The sequence below is a fragment of the Arthrobacter sp. CDRTa11 genome, from assembly GCF_026427775.1.
In the GTDB taxonomy this organism is placed as follows: Bacteria; Actinomycetota; Actinomycetes; order Actinomycetales; family Micrococcaceae; genus Arthrobacter.
Genome location: NZ_CP044532.1, coordinates 227,686 through 246,075, shown reverse-complemented (window position 1 = coordinate 246,075; position 18,390 = coordinate 227,686). Strand labels below are relative to the sequence as shown.

General features: G+C 64.1%; 19 protein-coding genes. 11 read left to right on the top strand and 8 right to left on the bottom strand.

Annotated elements, in window-relative coordinates; all coding sequences use genetic code 11:
* The first annotated feature begins 15 nt into the window (after nucleotides 1–15).
* From F8G81_RS01110 to F8G81_RS01100, 3 genes are all read left to right on the top strand, one after another.
* Nucleotides 16–456 carry an anthrone oxygenase family protein gene (locus F8G81_RS01110; RefSeq protein WP_267277209.1) on the top strand — a complete coding sequence of 147 codons (441 nt, stop codon included), beginning with the start codon at nucleotides 16–18 and terminating at the stop codon, nucleotides 454–456.
* A gap of 175 nt (nucleotides 457–631) precedes the next feature.
* Nucleotides 632–1,216 carry an RNA polymerase sigma factor gene (locus F8G81_RS01105; protein ID WP_267277208.1) on the top strand — a complete coding sequence of 195 codons (585 nt, stop codon included), beginning with the start codon at nucleotides 632–634 and terminating at the stop codon, nucleotides 1,214–1,216.
* Nucleotides 1,213–2,067, top strand: coding sequence for a peptidase M56 family protein (locus F8G81_RS01100; protein WP_267277207.1), 855 nt, complete (start codon nucleotides 1,213–1,215; stop codon nucleotides 2,065–2,067). Before F8G81_RS01105 ends, F8G81_RS01100 begins: the two co-directional genes overlap by 4 nt.
* A 58-nt stretch (nucleotides 2,068–2,125) precedes the next feature.
* Here F8G81_RS01100 and F8G81_RS01095 read toward each other — a convergent pair whose 3' ends face one another.
* From F8G81_RS01095 to F8G81_RS01080, 4 genes are read right to left on the bottom strand one after another with little or no spacing between them, the layout of a single operon-like run.
* Nucleotides 2,126–2,803, bottom strand: coding sequence for an alpha/beta fold hydrolase (locus F8G81_RS01095; RefSeq protein ID WP_267277206.1), 678 nt, complete (start codon nucleotides 2,801–2,803; stop codon nucleotides 2,126–2,128).
* Nucleotides 2,804–2,863: 60 nt separating this feature from the next.
* Nucleotides 2,864–3,874: a ribokinase gene (locus tag F8G81_RS01090; protein ID WP_267277205.1), complete on the bottom strand. Its 1,011-nt coding sequence runs from the start codon at nucleotides 3,872–3,874 to the stop codon at nucleotides 2,864–2,866.
* Complete coding sequence (locus tag F8G81_RS01085) at nucleotides 3,871–5,298, bottom strand: MFS transporter (RefSeq protein WP_267277204.1); 1,428 nt, start codon at nucleotides 5,296–5,298, stop codon at nucleotides 3,871–3,873. Before F8G81_RS01085 ends, F8G81_RS01090 begins: the two co-directional genes overlap by 4 nt.
* A complete protein-coding gene (locus F8G81_RS01080) occupies nucleotides 5,299–6,399 on the bottom strand; it encodes a nucleoside hydrolase (RefSeq protein WP_267277203.1) in 1,101 nt (366 codons plus the stop codon).
* A gap of 158 nt (nucleotides 6,400–6,557) precedes the next feature.
* On the opposite strand from F8G81_RS01080, the gene F8G81_RS01075 reads away from it, so the two are divergent.
* Together F8G81_RS01075 and F8G81_RS01070 are read left to right on the top strand one after the other, a co-directional pair.
* On the top strand, nucleotides 6,558–6,842 hold the full coding sequence (locus tag F8G81_RS01075; RefSeq protein ID WP_267277202.1) for an ArsR/SmtB family transcription factor: 285 nt from the start codon (nucleotides 6,558–6,560) through the stop codon (nucleotides 6,840–6,842).
* Nucleotides 6,839–7,246, top strand: coding sequence for a VOC family protein (locus F8G81_RS01070; protein WP_267277201.1), 408 nt, complete (start codon nucleotides 6,839–6,841; stop codon nucleotides 7,244–7,246). Before F8G81_RS01075 ends, F8G81_RS01070 begins: the two co-directional genes overlap by 4 nt.
* Nucleotides 7,247–7,314: 68 nt before the next feature.
* Here F8G81_RS01070 and F8G81_RS01065 read toward each other — a convergent pair whose 3' ends face one another.
* Entirely contained in the window at nucleotides 7,315–8,160 is an 846-nt protein-coding gene (locus tag F8G81_RS01065; RefSeq protein ID WP_267277200.1) for a hypothetical protein, read from the bottom strand.
* Nucleotides 8,161–8,273: 113 nt separating this feature from the next.
* Here F8G81_RS01065 and F8G81_RS01060 point away from each other — a divergent pair, with 113 nt between their 5' ends.
* Nucleotides 8,274–9,035 carry a phosphotransferase gene (locus tag F8G81_RS01060; RefSeq protein ID WP_267277199.1) on the top strand — a complete coding sequence of 254 codons (762 nt, stop codon included), beginning with the start codon at nucleotides 8,274–8,276 and terminating at the stop codon, nucleotides 9,033–9,035.
* A 32-nt stretch (nucleotides 9,036–9,067) separates the two neighbouring features.
* On the opposite strand, the gene F8G81_RS01055 is transcribed toward F8G81_RS01060, so the two are convergent.
* Nucleotides 9,068–9,655: a polysaccharide deacetylase family protein gene (locus tag F8G81_RS01055; protein ID WP_267277198.1), complete on the bottom strand. Its 588-nt coding sequence runs from the start codon at nucleotides 9,653–9,655 to the stop codon at nucleotides 9,068–9,070.
* Between the two features lie 491 nt (nucleotides 9,656–10,146).
* Complete coding sequence (locus tag F8G81_RS01050) at nucleotides 10,147–11,709, bottom strand: polysaccharide deacetylase family protein (RefSeq protein ID WP_267277197.1); 1,563 nt, start codon at nucleotides 11,707–11,709, stop codon at nucleotides 10,147–10,149.
* Nucleotides 11,710–12,043: 334 nt separating this feature from the next.
* Here F8G81_RS01050 and F8G81_RS01045 point away from each other — a divergent pair, with 334 nt between their 5' ends.
* The 5 genes from F8G81_RS01045 (at nucleotide 12,044) to F8G81_RS01025 (ending at nucleotide 17,144) form a co-directional block, all read left to right on the top strand.
* Nucleotides 12,044–12,733, top strand: a complete 690-nt coding sequence (locus F8G81_RS01045) for a DNA-binding protein (RefSeq protein ID WP_267277196.1) — start codon at nucleotides 12,044–12,046, stop codon at nucleotides 12,731–12,733.
* Nucleotides 12,726–13,343 (top strand): hypothetical protein, encoded by a 618-nt coding sequence (locus tag F8G81_RS01040; RefSeq protein ID WP_267277195.1) that lies wholly within the window; start codon nucleotides 12,726–12,728, stop codon nucleotides 13,341–13,343. The genes F8G81_RS01045 and F8G81_RS01040 overlap by 8 nt, the downstream gene beginning before the upstream one ends.
* 102 nt (nucleotides 13,344–13,445) lie before the next feature.
* The gene (locus tag F8G81_RS01035) at nucleotides 13,446–14,486 is read left to right on the top strand and encodes a LacI family DNA-binding transcriptional regulator (RefSeq protein ID WP_267277194.1); all 1,041 of its coding nucleotides are present in this window, start codon (nucleotides 13,446–13,448) and stop codon (nucleotides 14,484–14,486) included.
* Nucleotides 14,487–14,538: 52 nt separating this feature from the next.
* Complete coding sequence (locus F8G81_RS01030) at nucleotides 14,539–15,645, top strand: GTP pyrophosphokinase (RefSeq protein WP_267277193.1); 1,107 nt, start codon at nucleotides 14,539–14,541, stop codon at nucleotides 15,643–15,645.
* Between the two features lie 5 nt (nucleotides 15,646–15,650).
* Nucleotides 15,651–17,144 carry a SulP family inorganic anion transporter gene (locus F8G81_RS01025; RefSeq protein WP_267277192.1) on the top strand — a complete coding sequence of 498 codons (1,494 nt, stop codon included), beginning with the start codon at nucleotides 15,651–15,653 and terminating at the stop codon, nucleotides 17,142–17,144.
* A gap of 134 nt (nucleotides 17,145–17,278) precedes the next feature.
* On the opposite strand, the gene F8G81_RS01020 is transcribed toward F8G81_RS01025, so the two are convergent.
* Nucleotides 17,279–18,310: a LacI family DNA-binding transcriptional regulator gene (locus tag F8G81_RS01020; RefSeq protein WP_267277191.1), complete on the bottom strand. Its 1,032-nt coding sequence runs from the start codon at nucleotides 18,308–18,310 to the stop codon at nucleotides 17,279–17,281.
* Nucleotides 18,311–18,390 lie beyond the last annotated feature (80 nt).

Sequence of the window (18,390 nt, the reverse complement as noted above, 5' to 3'; positions counted from 1 at the left end):
CTCCGGGGCCTGGTCATGATCCACGTGGCCGCCGTTATTGGGGCGGGGCTGGTAGGTGGCGTCTACGCGGCGTTTTCAACAATGGTGATGCCGGCGCTCGGACGCCTCAATGAACAGGATGCCACCGCCGCTATGGTCAGCATCAACAGAGCGGCCGAACGCGGCCCATTTATCCTGATCTTCGGATCCGCCGCCGCAGCAGCCATCGGACTAGCCGTAACAGCAGCACCGCGGGAATCCGGCGTCGACCTGGTGGTCGCAGGAGCATCCTTGGCCAGCACGATAGTGACCCTGGGAGTCAACGTTCCACTCAACCGGCGGCTCGAACGAGAAGGCGCAGCTTTCTGGGCGGTTTACCGTCGCCGCTGGACGGCTTCAAACACAGTGCGCGCCGCGCTAGCCACCACGGCAGTGCTCGTTGCAGGCACACATTGGGTTGGGGACACGATCCCCTAAAGGGACTTTTGCTGGCGGCCGCGTCCGGACGATCAGCCGTTCAAACCCCCGAGAACCGAGCGCTTCTGTTTCCTTAAATTGAACGGCCGGCCGCATAGCATTTCCCAGATCAAAAACTATTGAGAAAATCTCCTGCTTTGTGAAACCTTTTGGGAGTTCCCGGACAATACAGGGCATGGGGAACGTTGAGGCCGACGACGGCAGGCTGTGGGAACGGAGCCTTCAGGGCGAGGGCGACGCTTTCGGTTTGCTGTTTGACCGGCACCGAGACCGTGTCTTCCGTCACGCCTATAGGTTGTCCGGGCAACGGCACGATGCTGAAGACATTCTGTCTATGGCGTTCTTGGAATTGTGGCGCCGCCGGCTGAAGGTTCGGCTTGTCGATGGGTCTGTTCTTCCGTGGCTGCTCGTCACAACAACCAATGTGGCCCGCAACAGCAAGCGTTCGGCGCTCCGCTACCGCAGGCTCCTCGACTCCCTCCCCCGCGGGGAAGGGATCGCAAATGCCAACGATGACGTCTTCCTACAGTCTGAGATGGACAGGGATGCTGCTAGAGCACTTGCGACACTCGGCACCGAGGACCTGCAGTTGGTGAGCCTGGTCGTGTTTGAGGAGTACACGGTCGCCGCAGCTGCGGCCGTCCTGGGCCTGTCGCCTGCAGCTGCCAAGTCCCGCGTTCACCGCGCACGGAAGCGAATGAAAACAGCCATTAACGGCGCTCTCCAGCCTCCACCCGTTTTGGAAGGAGACCGGCTATGAACCAGCTCCAGGTCGACGAACAATTCAGCACGGCCCTGCGGGCCGAGCTGGTTTCGAAGGTCCAGCAAAAGTCCCCGGCCCGCAGGCACACACGGTTGTGGCTGGGCGCAGGCGTCCTGGCCGGAACTGGAATCCTAGGCGGAGTCGGAGCGACCGCTGCCGGGCTCTTTGTGGTCCCGGGGTCGCCCCAGGTCTCGACGCTGTCCACACCCGTCCCCGAAGCAACATATCAGGGTCCCGCCACGATAGAACTTGGTGAGCCGCCTGAGGGCACCACGGGTATCCAGATGGACTTCACCTGCTTAACGCCCGGGCTTTTCCAGTACCAGGATGGCTCGCGCAGCATATGTTCACCGGAAGATGTTGGCACGCCCCAGGCCTGGTCCGGCTACTTGGTCCAGCTCGCTCCGGGCCAACACAGCGTGACCTTTAGAACTGAGCCGGAAAACCGATGGAAGGTGACCGCCAAGTACGTCAGCGTGGAAATAGGGGACTGGGAAACCAACGCTGACGGTGACACCTACGGCGCGGAAAATGAAAACGGGATACCTGACCTAATCGCCGTCATCGCTACCAACGGTACCCCTGGCTACGTTTACCGAACCGAGCTGGAGGAAGCCAACGGGACGGCGGCCATGAAGACGTTCAAAAGCCCCGAGGAAGCGGTGGCCTGGCAAGAGGCCCGAGGGGACAAGGACAGCTTGATCCCCGTTTATGACACAACCGGAAAGACCGTTGTTGGGGAGTTCGCCATAGCCGGCGGTAACGGAAGTGTGGGAACGGCCCCTCCAGTGAAGAACTACTTTCCCGAAGCCCCGCAGAAGACGGCGATACCTGTCGCACCGAACTGATAGGTATAAATCCACCAACGATAGTTCCGGCACGCCTGGAAATGAGGGTCAGACAAGCTCACCAGTCTGGGGAGGGCCGCATCTGAGTGATCTCTTGGGCGAAGTCTTCCAGCGCAGCAGCTACAGCGTCTGGATGGCTCAACGTGGCGTAGTGCCCGCCTGGAATTTCCAACGGCTCAATTCCAAGCCGCTGCTGTATTTGGCGTCTCATGAATGACGGCGGAAAGAACCGATCGTCGCGGCACAGTAGTGCTCTCGTGGGGACGGCCGGATGCCTGGGACCCGGCCAGGGCCGGGCCATCCATGCACCTTGCTGGTCGCGCTCCCTATCAAGTGCCTGGCGCACCAAATCTTCGGGAACATCGTTGAAAAACGCCGACTGGGGGTCCTGATCTATCGTCAGGCGGTCGTAACCCGTGTTCGTCCACCAGTCGCCAAATGTCTCACCCGGCAGCGGGATCATTCCAGCAAGATACATAAGACCGTCCGCCTGGAGCTCGTCGCAGACCAAAGGCGCCGTAAAGCCTCCCAGCGAGTGGCCCACCACGATGGTGCGCTGAGCGTCGCCAACCGCTGCAGTGACTACACGGACGTAGTCCTCAAGCCCTGCGTTGTCGTCTTCGATGGGTAGATCGACAGCGATGACGTCATGCCCCGATGCCTCCAGCAGTGGTCTGACAAGATGCCAGTCCCAGGCGGTGGAACCGCCACCGTGAATCAGTACGAAAACCGCCAAAATGCCACCCCCGGATCCAAACTTTGGATGATTCATACCCGTTGTCACTGAATGTCGTTGCTACTGCACGGCACCCAGCAACCGCCCGACGTCGGCCGCGTCCGGGTAGGCCGCCTGCGTCCCCTTCCGGGTGGTAGCGAGCGCCGCGGCAACCGATGCGAACCCCGCGGCATCAGCCAGGGAACCGCCTGCAGCCAGGCAGGCCGCAACGGCTCCGGTGAAGGCATCGCCGGCACCAGTCGTATCCACGGCCTTGACCTGAGTGGGCCTTATTCGGGTGACCTGCTGGCCGGGGCTGGCCAGCGAATCCAGCACGACGGAACCTTCGGAACCCAAGGTGACCACCACCCGCTGAAGCCCCCGCTGAGCGAAACGCTGGCGCACTTGGTCCCAGTCGCCGTCGTCGCTCGCGACATCCGGCATCTCCGCGCCAAGCGAGTCTGCGCTGTCGGACGAGCCGAGGAACAGCGCTGCCTCGTGGGCATTGACCAGCAGGATGTCCGTGAGATCTGCGAGCTCCTGCGGGATGTCCGCGTAAGGCGAGAGGTTGAGCAAAACTGTGGCGCCGGCGTCGTGCCCCAATTCCGCGGCCGCCAGAACAGTTTCAAGGCTGACCTCAAGGCAAAGGCTGACCACGGAGGCGCCGTCGAATTCCTCCGCAGACGCGGCGACGTCCGCGGGAGTCAGCGTTCCGTTCGCCCCCGCGGAGATGATGATGTTGTTCTCCCCCTGGGCGTCGACGGAGATGACGGCGACGCCGGTGGGAGCGGCGGTGGACGTGCGGACATGGGAGATGTCCACTCCGGCGCCCGCGGCCGAGGAGAGGAGCATCTCGCCGTTGGCGTCGTCCCCCACCGCGCCGATAAGGCTCACGGCCCCGCCAAGGAGGCTGGCGGCGGCAGCCTGGTTGGCACTCTTGCCGCCCGGGTTGACGGCAAACCCGGTGCCGTGGACCGTCTCGCCCGGGAGCGGAAGCCGCTCACAGTAGATGGTCAGGTCAGCGTTCAGAGACCCGACGACGACGATCCGGCCGCTTTTTCCGTCTGAGGGTCCGGCGGCTGCCGCGCTCATTCGGCCACCTCAGCCTCAACGGGTTTGGGGATCAGCAGCGACGCCGCGAAGGCCGCAACGGTTATGGCCAGGCCAACCACCACCACGGTGAGGTAGGACGCCTTGGCGTCGCCCAGAGCTGACGTGGCCACCAGAACGGCCGGCAGCACCAGGAAGCTCAGGCCGGCGCCCAGATTAAAGGCACCGGCGTTCATGCCCGGCAGGAAGCCAGGGTTTCCTGCCGGCGAGAGGACAACTCCGAGTCCATTCAGCATGATGTTGACCGTACCGGCGTACATGATGCCCAGCAAGACCGTTCCGGCGATCATCATCGGCAGGCTGCTCAGGCCGAAGAACGCGATGATGGCCAGGGCGGCGATGCTGCCCAGCATGCCGATGCGCAGAACCTTGGTGTAGCCCAGCACGGGCGCCAGCTTGCCGCTGAGCGGACCCACCACCCAGCCCAGCAGGGCGTACGGAGTGAGGATGATGAGCGACATTTCCGTGGGACCGACGCCGAACCCCGGGCCGGCTGCCTGTACATAGGCGGGGACGATGCCGTTGATCACGGCGAAGATGCCCGTCATGGTCAGCGTGGTGGTCAGCAGCGGCGCCCACGTGGAACGCTGGCGAAGGTGCACCGTTTCCACCATGGGCTCTTTGGCGCGTTTCTCGGTCCGCCAGAAAGCAAGGAACGCGACGGCGGCAACGGCCACCAGTCCGAGGGCCAGCATCAGTGTTCCGGCCGAGAAAGCGCCCACCAGTTTGGAGCCTTCGTTGAGGGCGGTGAGGAGCGCACCCACGGCAACAACGATGAAGAACACACCCAGCCAGTCCATGCTGGTTCCGGCCGCTGGCTTGCTCTCACCAGCCAGGAGGGCGATCAGGGCGGTGGCCACGAGCGCCAGCACCACCATCAGCCAGAAGATGCTGCGGAAGCCGAAGTGTTCGGCAAAGTAGCCGCCCACGAATGAGTCAACGCCGGCCACGCCGCCATTGACGGCGGTGATGAGGCCCATCAGCGTGCCGTACTTGCGCGGGCTGCTGACGGCGGAGCGCAGCATGATCAGGCAGAGCGGCACGGTGGGGCCGCTGACACCCTGGATGATCCGGCCCACAAAGAGCCAGGTGACGTCCGGGGCCATAGCTGCGATGACGGAGCCAACGGCCATCAGCAGCATCATGCCGAGCAGGATCTTCTTCCGGCCGATGATGTCGCTCAGGCGCGGCAGGAAGAGGGAGAACAGGGCGGCCGCGGTGAAGAACCAGGTCTGGGACAGGCCAATAACAGCCTGGTCCGTGTTCAGCTCCTTGCCCATGGTGACCAGGGCAGGGCTCAGCATGGAGGCGTTGAGCTGGAACGCCACGCATGCGGCGAGCAGGGCGATCATGAGCGCGGTGACGTTGCCGCGGCTTGTCTTGACGGCTGTAAGGGTGGCAGTCATTTACTTGATCCCTCCGGCAGTGAGGGCAACGCCTTCGGGACGGGCAGTCTCCGGTTCCGGTTGCCCCGGCTCGCCGATGCGGACCAGCGCATCGGTGACCAGGTCCCAGAACTTTTTGTGGTCAAGGTCAACGGCAACACTGGTGTGGCAGTCAGCCGGCGCCGGGGCACGGAAGTCAGCCACGGTCATGCCCAGGGTCAGGGTTCCCTGCAGCTCGATGTTCACGGGCACTTTGCGGGTGCTGACGATGCTGGGATCAATCACGTAGGCCACGGCGCACGGATCATGCACCGGCGGGTGGTCAAAGCCCTGGGCATCCCTGTAAGTGTGGGCGAAGAAGTCCATCAGCTCCGTGACGAACTGCGCGGGTTTGGTGCCGATGGCCGCGATCCTTTCCACGACATCGGGGGTGGCCAGCGCCTGGTGGGTCAGGTCCAGGCCCACCATGACCACGGGCCACTTTTCGTTGAAGACGATGTGCGCGGCCTCGGGGTCGATGATGATGTTGAACTCGGCCACGGCGCTCCAGTTGCCCACGTGGTAGCCGCCGCCCATAAGGACAACTTCCTTCACGCGTTCCACAATGCGCGGTTCCTTGCGCGCGGCCAGGGCAATGTTGGTGAGCCCGGCGGTGGGCACCAGGGTGACGGTGCCCGGCTCGTGTGCCATCACGGTGTCAATGATGAGGTCGACGGCGTGGCGCGGGTCCAGCTCGATGGTGGACTCGGGAAGGGCGGGGCCGTCCATGCCGGACTCGCCGTGGATGTCCGGGGCGGTTTCGATGCTGCGGACCAGGGGGCGGGCGCATCCGGCGGCAAAGGGGACGCCGGTGATGCCGGCGATGGTGCCGACGGCCAGGGCATTTTTGGTGACCTTGTCCAGCGTCTGGTTGCCCACCACTGTGGTGACGGCCAGCAGCTCGATCTCAGGGCTGCCGTGCGCCAGGAGGAGCGCCACGGCGTCGTCGTGCCCAGGGTCGCAGTCGAGAATAATTTTCCGGGGTTCAGGTGTCAGGCGGTTGGGGTCCACATCAATCTCCACGTCATTGGGGCTGCCGGAGGGAAGTGCCGGGCAGGGCGGTAAGCAATCAAGGGAGATCATGACATCTTCTGCAGGATAACGTCAAGCGCTTAACGTTGGCCCACGTCAAGCGGTTAACGTAATTGACTTGGAAGGTTCCGCAGCGGGACGTCCCGCCAGGGAAGCACTTTCCCGTCAGGCCTTGATATGCAAGCTGCCACTTGCCTATCATGGCTTTCATGGTCGATGTGTTCCGAGCCCTGGACGATGAGACGAGGCGCTTGGTCCTGGACGAATTGTCGGTGCGCGACGGCCAGACGCTCTTCGAGCTCTGTTCCGTGCTCGCGATGCGCCATGGCCTCAGCCTCACCCGCCAGGCAATCTCCCAGCACCTTGGCGTGCTCGAGTCAGCCGGCCTGCTGACGACGGAGCGGCGCGGACGCTCCAAATTCCACTACTTCAACCCAGAGCCCCTCGCCCAGATCACCGGACGATGGCCCACCAGAAAGAGGACCGAACCATGAAGATTGCCCTGACAAGCCTTTTCGTCGATGACCAGCGGGCAGCCCTCGCCTTCTACACCGAGGTGCTCGGCTTCCAGAAGCGGCATGACATCCCCCTCGGTGAGGACTCTTGGCTCACCGTTGTCTCGCCCGAATCGCCCCACGGCCCGGAGCTCCTGCTGGAGCCTGCGCGCCACCCTGCCGTGAAGCCGTACCGGGATGCCCTTGCCGAAGACGGCATCCCCCTCGCGCAATTCGCGGTCGACAACATTGAGGCCGAGCACGCCAGGCTGACCGGCCTGGGCGTGGTGTTCACCCAGCCACCCACGGACATCGGCACAGCTTTCGTGGCCGTCTTTGATGACACCTGCGGCAACCTCATCCAGCTCATCGAAATGAAGCCGGACGCGGACAACACGCCCTAGTGACGGGTGAATCAATCACGGCTCGGGCGCGAAGGACGCGTAGGCCGGACCTGGCGGCGACCGGCAGATCAGCCCTGGGCGACCGGCAGCACCAGCAGGTAGCCGGTGGGCAGGTCGCCGCTCCAGCGCCGCGGCTCGCGGACCACAAACTGCGTGGCCAGCTGCTCTGGGCTGAGCAGGCTGTTGGGCGCGGGCGACGGGCCCCACTGGCCGCTGCCGTGCGGGTGGAGCGGATCCAGGACGCGGACGCCTGTGACCGAGAACTCCGGGAACTGGTGGGGATCGCCAAGCGATTCAAACCCGCTCATCACCCATGCGTGGCGGCCGCGCCACATCACCAGCCCCACCGGGCGGCCCGTGTCTGCGATGGCGCGCGCCGCTGTCCGCAGCGCCTCCTGGTAATCGGCAATGCTGACCACGGTGTACGGCCCCATTCCCACTTCAGTCAGCACCTGCGCCCAGCCCAACGGGTTGGCGCCGTTGAACGAGTTGGACGACCTTGCCCGTGCCATCTCCCACAGGTCGCCCTGCTGGACGGGATCGGTCCACGTGCCGCCGCCAGTGTCATCGATCAGGTTGTGCGCCATCTGGATGCTCGCCGCAACACACCAGTCGAAGGTGTACTGCGGGACGAAGTCCCCCTCCTGGTACAGATTGAGGGCGAACGCCTGGGGCATCGGGGCCGGCGCGGGAACAGGGGCCGGCTCCGGAACCGGCGGCGGGGTGGGAACCTGCGTCGGGATCTGTGCTGCCTGAGGGGCGAGGGCAGCATCGCCCGTGGGCGGCGGGGCCGAGGAAGCCGGGATGGGCGGGGCGGTGGCGGTTTCGTCGAGGCCGATCGAGGGCGCGCACGCCCCGAGGAACGTCGCCAGGACGACGAGCCAAGCCAGAAGGCGGATACGGGCACCGACCATGATTCAGTTTAGCGCGGCGCGTTTGGAGCGCGGCTTGCCGTTTCCAAGCGATCTCGTAGGCAGCTGCAACACAGGCCTTTGGACATCAGCCTTGTGCCCAGTAGCCTGCTGGGATGGTCCCTGAGGAGCAAGAACTGGCAGGCGGTAATGCGTCCGAAAGTGTTGTCCGCATCGGTCACACCGTCCGGAAGCCCTGGGTGGAAAACTCGTCCGCTGTACAGAGCTATCTTGCTGCGCTTCGGTCCGCCGGGTTGGATGTTCCCCAGCCCCTGGGCCGCGACGAAAAAGGTCGGCAGGTGGTGGAGTATGTCGAAGGCGAACCCGCGATCAATCTGTTGCCACTTGGCCAGGACGAATTACGTCGCGTTGGCCGGATGATCCGCCACATCCACGATGCCAGCGAAACCCTTGGTGTTCCCCGTCAGTGCGACTGGAAGATGCTGCTGCCGGCAGAGAATCCAAATCTGATGTGCCATAACGACCTCGCGCCCTGGAACCTCATCCTTGGTGACCGCTGGGTGTTCATTGACTGGGACGGCGCCGGCCCCAGCACCCGGCTGTGGGACCTGGCCTACGCGGCACAGTCATTCGGTGTGCTGTTCGACGGGCAGCCCGTGGAGGAGGCGTCCTTAAGGTTGCGCGCCGTCGTGGACGGATACGACGCCGATGACAGCCTGCGCAGGGCGCTGCCGGCCGCAATGGCGAAACGGACAGCAGCGATGTTCAATCTACTGAAGTCCGCCAACGCCACCGGGTTCCAGCCATGGGCCGGCATGTACCTCAATGGACACGGTGACCACTGGCGGGCCGCCGCTGACTACGTCGAACGCCATCAGGCTGCCTGGGAACTGGCCCTCGCGTCCAAGGACTCTTGATATCCGGCGGACAGTAGCCCTTGGTTGCGAACTCAGGATAGGGCTGCGCCGAGGGTGGTGAAGGCGTAGCCCTTCTCCAGGAGGGCCGGGATAGCCGCCGCGAGGCCGGCCGCCGTGCCGGAGCCGGGGCGGTTGCCGTGGGAAATGATGATGTCACCGGGCCGGGCTTTGGCCGTTTCGGCGGCGACAACTGACGCTGAGTATGTTGCCCCGGCGTCGGCATTGATGCTGAAGCCGGTGGGGATCACGCCGAGGGCCAGACAGATTTCGGCTGCAACGTCGTCCAGGTAAGCGGTGCCGGGACGGAAAAAGCGCGGGCGCTTACCAGTGATTTTCCTCAGGAGGTTGTCGTTGGACATGATCTCCTCGTAAACCTCATGCCTGTTTCGCGTTCCGGGGATCCCGTAGGCGGATTTACCCTCCACACTCAGCGGGGCGTGGCGGGTTCCGTGGTTGGCGAGTTCAAAGAGGGGTTCGGCGGCGAGTTCCTGTACCAGGTTCTGGTTGTGGTGGATCCATCGGGTGTTCAGGAAGAGCGTTGCCGGGACCCCGTGGCGTTTCAGCATGTTTAGGACTGACTGGTCAGTTCTGCTGCCTCCCGGGCCGCCGCAAAAATCCACGGTCAGTGCGATCCCTGCGGCGGGTTGTGGCAGGGATTGGACGACGTTTGGCGCCTGGAGGCCCCAATAGGAAGGACGGTGCTCAGAGAACCCGGCGTGTATCTGATCCTGCGACTGGACTGCCGGCTCGGGCGCGGCATCCCGTATGAGTGGTTTCGGACCGGGAGCGATGTCAGGAGCCGGTGCATCGGCCGAAGCTGCAGGCGCCGCGGCTACAGTCGGTTTGGGCGCTGACGGTAACTCTCCGGGTTTGCAACCGGAGAGCAGCAAAGCTGTGGCCGAGAGAAGAAACGCCCGACGCCGCGGGCTACTGACCTTTTGATGCATGGCTACGTTGTCCCCCTGCTTGTTAGCCAGGCAAAGTGGTCGTGCCGCCGTGCCGATACCCAGCGTACATTTGGTACCGAAAGTTACGCCGTAACACCGATTGTGGCGCGAGCTTGGAGCGGGCAGTCCCACTCCAGCGTACCTATGGCATCAGGGCAGAGCATTCACCTGTGCTGGGCCGATGCAGGTGGCAGGTTCGGGCGTCCGCTGACACAGCCGGGTGTTGCGCCGCGGCATTTATAGGATCCGCCCGGCGCCAGCTTTATCCCGGCGAAAAGCTGTGGCAAAGTCACCAGGTAGTAGCCCCGGTTCTTGAGTTGCGTAATGAGCTCGTCCTGGCCATCCACAGTGGCGGCATGGACGTCATGCTGAAGAATGATAGATCCGGGTTTGACCAGGCTCATGATCCGCGGGATGAAGACGGCCTTGTTTCGGGACTGCCAATCCAAAGCATCAACATCCCACAGGACCTGGGGTAGCCTCACCGAAGAGGCGACACTGGCATTCGTTGCACCGTACGGTGGCCGCAGGTAGGCCGGCACAACACCGGCCGCCTTTTCTATGGCCGCCTGCGCACCTTGGACCTCCCGTGCAATACCGGCTGGTGAGAGTTTGGTCAGGTAGGGGTGGCTCATCGTGTGGTTCGCTATCGTATGCCCCCCGTCCGCTACCGACCTGGCAACCTGCGGGTGGGAATTGACGTACGCGCCCTGCTGGAAGAATGTTGCTTTCACGTTGTGCTTTTCAAGGATCTCCAGGAGCCGGGCGGTTTGGGCGTTCGGCCCGTCATCGTAGGTCAGTGCAGCGCAGGCAACTATGTCGCAGTTGATGCGTTCAACACCCGAAGAACCAGGCCTTTCGAACGGCGTTCCGGCGATGACCTGGCGGCGAAGTGCCTGGCCGGCAGGTGACAGGACGTCGCTGGTGGCTACCGCGCTGAGGACGACGGTGACGGGATCCGTCAGTGCGGAGCCGGTATCAGGAACCCGACTTAGAGTGATGCTGACTTCCCCGGCGGGAGTGAACGTCACGGCGGAGAGCAGCTCGCCATCAGGAATGGGCGCCGTGCCCGTCGCCGGGTCTGCCGCTGACGTGTTGCCGCGTTCGGCAGCCGGTCTTGGCGCCGGTTCCTGCTCCGAGCCGGCCGGGGCGGAAAGTGCGGGCACGTCCCGGAGCATTCTGCGGAGCGTGCTGATTTCTTCGGGGTCGATCAGGGCGGCGCTGCCGGTGACTGCCCCGGTACCCAGGTCCTCGTACGTAATCTCCACGGTATAGCCGGTCCGGACGCCTCCGTCCATGGATTCCTGCACGAACCTCGAACCTGCGATGCTTCCGGTAGCCAGCACCACCTCATGGGTGACGGACTCTCCATCCCTGATTGGTACCCCGGCAACGCTGTCCTGCACTGAAGGCTCATGACGGCCACCGGCGTGGGCGTCCAAGATCCCCAAGAGGCGTGCGTCCAGTCTGGTATTAAAAGCCTCTGCGCCGTTAATGTACTGCCACCTGGCCACGATGGGGACCGACCCTGCACCGCGGACACGCATGTCCACGAATGCAGGCGCGTCCACGACAACCTTTTCCGGCGCCGGCCCGGGAAGTGCACTGATGACTTGGGGTGAGCGTGTCAGCTGGACAGGTACAGCGACTGAAGCGGTCAGGACCAGGCTGGCCACTACCGCAAGGGAGATCCCGAGCGGTAGGTGTATTTTGTTGGGCTTTTCCACGCTTCCTCCGGCGGGACGTGCGGCCCTTACATCGAGGTCGCGACGGATGATGGCCCAAAGCTAAACTTTGGCGCTTCTCCATCCGTGGCAGCGACCTCCCCATTTTTGACCGTGTCGTTAGGGGATTTGGTTAGGTAGTAGCCCCGGCAGAGGATCTACGATCGCAAAAGGGTGGCCCGTACGGTAGACAGTCCAGGCAGCTCCGAGCAGGAACGAGCAAAGAATAAAGCGACGGCAGCAGCCTCCTGCCGCAGGACGCACGATTGACACTAATACTGCCTCAAGAGACTATTAGTGTGTTGACACATATGCTGCGATGAGAAAGCATTAGTGTATGAGTTCAATGGAAGCAGTGACCACCCGAGAGGCCGGGCAACGCCTCGGCATTACTCAAGCTTCCGTCCGTCAGCTCGTTGGCTCCGGCCAGCTGACGGTTATGGGCAAGGCTGGTAGGGTTCTGCTGCTGAATCGCTCGTCGGTGGAACGACAGGCAGCTGCAGGCACTCGACGGGGCCGCGCCTGGACCCCCAAGGTTGCTTGGGCGGCACTGACTATGCTCTCCGGTGGCAACCCGGGTTGGATTTCATCGTCTGAGAAGTCACGCCTGAAAAGCAGGCTCCGCGGCCGAACCGCCGAGGACGTTGCCCTCCTGGCACGCCACAAGGACCGGGTCCGCCGCTACCGGGTGACGCAGGATGGAATGCCTATCCTTCAGGATCACCTTATTCCCGGTGGCGTCTCGGCCCTGCGCAGTGAAGCAGTAGCAGCCAGGTTCGGCTTGACTGGCGGCAGCGGCATCGTCGAGGGCTATGTGATGCTGGGCGACGCCGAACAGCTCGCCGCAGCCCTCGGGATGGTCGAAGACCCGGACGGGAACGCCATCGTCCGGGAGGTGGCATTCACTGAGCCCTTCGTTGACTGCCGTGCACCCCTGGCTGCGATCGCAGTAGACCTGATGGGCAGCCTCTCAACCCGTGAACGAACTGCTGGGCAACGCGTCATCAACGAGCTCCTCCATGTCTGAGCCGACGACGGAAATACCAGTCGAACCCGCTGACGACCGCGAGGTCTGGGCCGTCCCTGTGCCGCCGGGCGGCTGGGGAACTCCCTGGCGGCAGTGTGTTGAGCTCGCGCGGGAACTGCCATCAACCCAGTGGACACTCGTTGGCGGACTCATGGTCCAGCTGCATGCGGCCACCGCCGGCCTGGCCGTCTCCCGGCCAACAGCAGACGTCGACATCGTTCTGCACATCGAAACCGGGGCGACGACGTCGTCGGTGGCCGGGGTTCTGAACAGGCTGGGATACACCCTGCAGAAATCCATCGACAAGGATGCCCCGGCCCACCGTTTCGTGCGGGACAAGCAGCAAATCGATGTGTTGGTCGCTGACCACCTGCCTCCAGCCAAGCTACCGACACTTGGTGGTCGTAAACCCTTCAAGGTTGCCGGGGGCACTCAGGCGCTGCAGCGCACGGTCAATTGCCGCCTTAACGTCGACGGCGAGCTTTCAAATCCGGGGCACCGCTCTTGGCGACTGCTGGAATCGGCCGACAGGACGCCGGCCATGGACGCCCTTCGAATCCTTGCCACCAACCACAACCTGCCCCCGGTCAACCGCCTCAAGCCCCGCTAGCAGCACCAATATCGCTGCTTGGTCCATGCCTTCCTGCGTACCTACTGCCACGAGCAGGTCACCCGGAGGCGTGGCCGGCGGAGGGCGCATTACCATCGAGGTATGAAATCCGCGGAACAGGTGAACCAGCAGTCCGGGCGTGCGCCGCGGGTCACGGCGGCCATGGTGGCTGCCCGCGCCGGCGTTTCGACGGCGACTGTCTCCCTGGTGGCCAACGGCAAGACCGCGGGACGCGTCTCAGAAGACAACATTTCCCGGGTCCGGGAAGCAATCTCCGAGCTCGGCTACGTGGTGGACGGCATCGGCAGCTCCCTCGCCAAGGGTGTGAGCTCCATCGTCCTGCTGGTGGCACCGGACATCTCCAACCCGTTCTTCGCCAAGGTGATTGCCGGCGTCCGGGAATCCCTCGGCGCCGATTACCAGCTGCTGTTGTCAGTGACCGACGCCGGTGAATTTCCGCAGGCGGACGACGTCAGGAAACTGATGGCACTCCGTCCGGCCGGCCTGCTGGTGGACGCCCCAAACGCGGACTTCCTCGAAGAGCTTTCGGCAGCCGGACCCCTTGTGCTGCTGGACGCACCGGGCCTGGAGGCCTACGCCCCTTCGGTCAATCTGGATGTAGCCCATGGTGCCCGTGAACTGGCGGCGCACCTGGCCGCCGTCGGGCATTCAGAGGTGGCGTACCTGGACAGCCTGACCGGCACGGCAACCTTCGACGTCCGCCGTGCAGCCTTCCTTGCCGAAGCCCAGGCACGCGGTATTTCGGTGAAGCCGGGCAGCATCATCAGCACCACCATCGACGTCGGCGCCGCTGCCCAGGCGTTCGCGGCCGTATGGCCGCGGTGGCAGGAAGCGGGGATCACCGCCGTCGTCTGCGCTACGGACACCCACGCGTACGGCGTGCTGCAGGAAGCCCGCGTTGCCGGGGTCCAGATCCCGGCGGAGCTGGCCGTGGCCGGGTTCGATGACCTGCCGTACTCCGCCACCAGCAATCCCAGCCTGACCAGTGTCCATCTGCCCGCAACCCCACTGGGGGCCAAGGCCGGAGAACAGCTGCGGCGCCTGATGGAAGGCCTGCCCTTGGAGCAGCCGCAACTGACGCTCGAAAGCTCGCTGGTGGTCCGAAACTCCACCTCGGCTTAACCCGGGCGGAGCGTGACAACGCGGTGTCAGTGGCCCGCCGTAAGCTGGGACCATGCCGAGTAACTGGGACAGCCTGGACGTCAGCCTCCGCGAATCCGTGCAGGAGAACGTGGAGCTTTACGAGCGCGTCCGCCCTGCCCTGAAGCTGGTCACCAAGGACGTACTGCACATCCTGCGGGACATGCTCAAGGACACCGAGGTCACCCCGCTCTTTGTTACCGGCCGCACCAAGTCGGTGGAGTCGTTCCGGGAGAAGATTTCCCGGATCGAGGAGCCGCTGGAGCCAGGCGGCCCTCCGGTGCTGAAGTTCCCCGATCCGTTCAGGACCCTCAATGACATGGTGGGCGTGCGGGTCATCACCAAACTGCCGGCCGAGAATGCCCTGGTGGCCAACCTGATTAAACGCCAACGCCAGGTCTTTGACTGCCGCGGGGACCGGGAGAAGGACATCGGCTCCATCGAGTCCGGCACGTACGGCTACTCCAGCCGCCACCTCATCCTGCGCAGCATCCAGAACGAGGCCGTCAAGGAGTACCAGCACGCCTTCAACCCGGACATCCAGCCCAACGGCAGCTACTTCTTCGAATGCCAGATCCGCACTGTCTTTGCCCACGCGTGGAGCGAGATTGAGCATGACATCCGCTTCAAGGCCGAGGATCCGCGCGCCTGGACACCCCACTTCGACCGTCAGTTCACCGCCACCGCCGCCATGCTGGAGACGGTGGAAGGCGCCTTCGCCGATCTGCACGAGCGCTATGAGGAAGTCCGCAGCTACTGGGACATGGACGGGGAGGGCGCCGCGCAACTGACGCCCAACAGGATCCGTGACGTCTGGCGTACACTGCTGCCGCACGTGGACCGTAAAGTGGATGATGACTGGGGCTGGGCCGCCGAACTCATGGCGGCGCACGGCCTCAAGCAGACCGTCCAGCTGGCCGGGCTGCTCAGCGCCAACCGGATCACCGAGGTCCGCAAGGCGCTGGACCACCGCTACTCCCCCGGCCCGGACCGCCTGCTGGATGACCTCCTGCTGTGGCAGTACGGGCCCAAACACATTGACCTCACCGCCGAGGCGCCCGACGCCGTTCCGCACCCCCGGCGCGACAGCCTCCTCCGGCGGCTGAAACAGATCGAGCGTTACCGCCAAACCAAGAAATAGGATCCATGCAGCCCCTGCAGCTCCAGTCCGTCCGGGCCACCCTCCGCTCTCCCCGCCGGCTCAAGACCGAGGCTCTTGCAGGACTGGTAGTGGCGCTGGCGCTGATCCCGGAAGCCATAGCGTTCTCGGTGATTGCAGGCGTTGACCCACGGATCGGCCTCTTCGCTTCCTTCACCATGGCCGTCACCATCTCCTTCGTGGGCGGACGGCCCGCCATGATCTCCGCGGCCACCGGCGCAGTGGCCCTGGTCATTGCCCCGCTGATGCGCAGCCACGGCCTGGACCATCTGATCGCGGCCGTGATCCTGGCGGGGGTCTTCCAGATCCTGCTGGCCGTGCTGGGCGTCACCAGGCTGATGCGCTTCATCCCCCGCTCAGTCATGGTGGGCTTCGTCAACGCCCTGGCGCTCCTGGTCTTCATGGCCCAAATTCCCGAGCTGATCGGCGTGCCGTGGATGGTTTATCCGCTGGTTGCCGCGGGCCTGGCCATCGTGGTCTTCCTGCCCAGAATCACGACGGCGGTTCCCTCGCCGCTGGTTGCCATCGTGGTGCTCACCCTGTTTGCCGTGCTGGCGGGGGTTGACGTGGCCACCGTCCACGACAAGGGCCAGCTGCCCGAGAGCCTGCCCTCGCTGTTCTTCCCCAGCGTCCCGCTGACCTGGGAGACCTTCCAGGTCCTGGCTCCCTTCTCGCTCTCGATGGCTTTGGTGGGGCTGCTGGAATCACTGATGACCGCCAAGCTCGTGGACGACATCACGGACACACGGTCCAACAAAACCCGTGAATCCTGGGGCCAGGGCGTGGCCAACATCGTGACCGGCTTCTTTGGCGGCATGGGCGGCTGCGCCGTGATCGGCCAGACCATGATCAACGTCAAGGGATCGGGAGCCCGGAGCCGGGTGTCCACATTCCTGGCAGGCGTCTTCCTGCTGATCCTGGTGGTGGCGCTGGGCGATGTAGTGGGCCTCATTCCCATGGCTGCGCTGGTGGCCGTGATGATCTTCGTTTCCGCCATCACTTTCGACTGGCACTCCATTGCTCCGCGCACACTGCGCCGGATGCCCAAGTCCGAAACCGCTGTCATGCTCATCACCGTGGCGGTGGTGTCGGTGACGCACAACCTGGCCATCGGGGTTGGGGCGGGAGTGCTGGCGGCGATGGCCATGTTCGCACGCCGGGTGGCCCACTTTGTGACAGTGGAGCGCACCGTGGTGGAACTGAACGGCGAGAACGTGGCCATTTACACCGTGGACGGCGAGCTGTTTTTTGCTTCCTCCAACGACCTCTATACCCAGTTCGAATATGCCCTGGACGCCGAACCTGGCATTGACCGTGTCATCGTGGACCTGCACGCCTCGCACCTGTGGGATGCCTCCACCATTGCCGTGCTGGACGCCGTCACGGAGAAGTACCGCCGGCACGGACGCGAGGTGGAGCTGATCGGGCTCAACTCGGCCAGCATCCAGATGCGCGAGCGACTGGCAGGCAAGCTGAACTGACCCTCCCGTGAGGAATTTTTGTCCATTTGTGGCGACTTTGCCTGCCTCAACGTCGCCGTATCTGGACAAAAATTCGCGAGTTTGAGGGGCGGGCCGCCGGTTCCGGGGCGGTCGGGGGTTAGGGCGGCCGGGGGTTATGGCGGCGGGGCGGTGGATTCCCTGACCACCAGATGGGTGGCCAGTTCCACCCGGCGCGAGTCGGGCACTTCGCCGCGCACCTGCCGCAGCACAATCCGCAGGGCGGTGCGGCCTATCTCGCGGAGCGGCTGCGCCACAGACGTCAGCGCGGGCACGGAATCCTGGGCCGGGCGCGTACCGTCAAAGCCCACCACGCTGATGTCAGCCGGAACCCGGATGTTCAGCCTGCGGGCCTCCGCCAGCACGCCCAGCGCGATGGCGTCGTTGCCGGCAAAGATGGCAGTGGGCCGTGGCTCCAGCTGCAGGAGGGTGTTCAGCCCCCGGGCTCCGTGATCCGATGAGAAGGGGCCGGAAAGGATGTAGCCGTCCTCCACGGTGACTCCTTCTGAGCGGAGGGCGGCAAGGTAGCCGTGCAGCCTGGCCTGGTTGCATTCGACGGTGTCCGGGCCGCCCAAATAGGCAATTCTTCGGTGGCCCAGCGCCAGGAGGTGTGCCGTGGCGTCCTTGCCGCCGGCCCAGTCTGTAGCGCCAATACTCACCACTTCTTCCGACGGCGGATTGAGGGGATCGATGACAACCACCGGAATGCCGCGGCGGTGGAAGGCGTCAAGGGGCGCGTCACCGAATGCCGACGTCACCACGATCATCCCGCAACGGCCCTCGTCCATGATCCGTTGGGCACGCCGTTCCGGATTCAGTGGTGCGGCGCCTTCGATGCCGCTGACCGTGAGCAGGACTTCCACGTCCGAGAGTTCCGCGCACTCCAGGATGCCGTTGAGCACCTCAACGCTGTAGGCGGAGTTCAGTGAATCCAGGACTACGTCCACCGCAGGCTTTTCCGCCAGGGTTCGCCGCTGCTGTAACGGTGATTTGTAGCCGGTCCGGGCCAACACAGCCAACACCCTGGCCCGGGTTTCGGCGGAGACATCGTGGCGGCCGTTGATGACTTTCGAGACCGTCGGCGCGGAGACCCCAGCCTCCCTGGCGACCGCCGCCAGGGTCAGGCGTGCCTGCTGCTCAACCGGCATTCGGAGCTCCTGATTCTTCGAAATATTTCGTTCCGATTCTATACGATAAAACCTTGACCATGCCCTTTGGCAGCACTAGA

Coding starts and splice junctions, on each gene's coding strand:
- F8G81_RS01110 (WP_267277209.1), top strand. CDS start 16: ATGATCCACGTGGCCGCCGTTATTGGGGCGGGGCTGGTAGGTGGCGTC.
- F8G81_RS01105 (WP_267277208.1), top strand. CDS start 632: ATGGGGAACGTTGAGGCCGACGACGGCAGGCTGTGGGAACGGAGCCTT.
- F8G81_RS01100 (WP_267277207.1), top strand. CDS start 1,213: ATGAACCAGCTCCAGGTCGACGAACAATTCAGCACGGCCCTGCGGGCC.
- F8G81_RS01090 (WP_267277205.1), bottom strand. CDS start 3,874: ATGAGCGCGGCAGCCGCCGGACCCTCAGACGGAAAAAGCGGCCGGATC.
- F8G81_RS01085 (WP_267277204.1), bottom strand. CDS start 5,298: ATGACTGCCACCCTTACAGCCGTCAAGACAAGCCGCGGCAACGTCACC.
- F8G81_RS01080 (WP_267277203.1), bottom strand. CDS start 6,399: ATGATCTCCCTTGATTGCTTACCGCCCTGCCCGGCACTTCCCTCCGGC.
- F8G81_RS01075 (WP_267277202.1), top strand. CDS start 6,558: ATGGTCGATGTGTTCCGAGCCCTGGACGATGAGACGAGGCGCTTGGTC.
- F8G81_RS01070 (WP_267277201.1), top strand. CDS start 6,839: ATGAAGATTGCCCTGACAAGCCTTTTCGTCGATGACCAGCGGGCAGCC.
- F8G81_RS01065 (WP_267277200.1), bottom strand. CDS start 8,160: ATGGTCGGTGCCCGTATCCGCCTTCTGGCTTGGCTCGTCGTCCTGGCG.
- F8G81_RS01060 (WP_267277199.1), top strand. CDS start 8,274: ATGGTCCCTGAGGAGCAAGAACTGGCAGGCGGTAATGCGTCCGAAAGT.
- F8G81_RS01045 (WP_267277196.1), top strand. CDS start 12,044: ATGAGTTCAATGGAAGCAGTGACCACCCGAGAGGCCGGGCAACGCCTC.
- F8G81_RS01040 (WP_267277195.1), top strand. CDS start 12,726: ATGTCTGAGCCGACGACGGAAATACCAGTCGAACCCGCTGACGACCGC.
- F8G81_RS01035 (WP_267277194.1), top strand. CDS start 13,446: ATGAAATCCGCGGAACAGGTGAACCAGCAGTCCGGGCGTGCGCCGCGG.
- F8G81_RS01030 (WP_267277193.1), top strand. CDS start 14,539: ATGCCGAGTAACTGGGACAGCCTGGACGTCAGCCTCCGCGAATCCGTG.
- F8G81_RS01025 (WP_267277192.1), top strand. CDS start 15,651: ATGCAGCCCCTGCAGCTCCAGTCCGTCCGGGCCACCCTCCGCTCTCCC.
- F8G81_RS01020 (WP_267277191.1), bottom strand. CDS start 18,310: ATGCCGGTTGAGCAGCAGGCACGCCTGACCCTGGCGGCGGTCGCCAGG.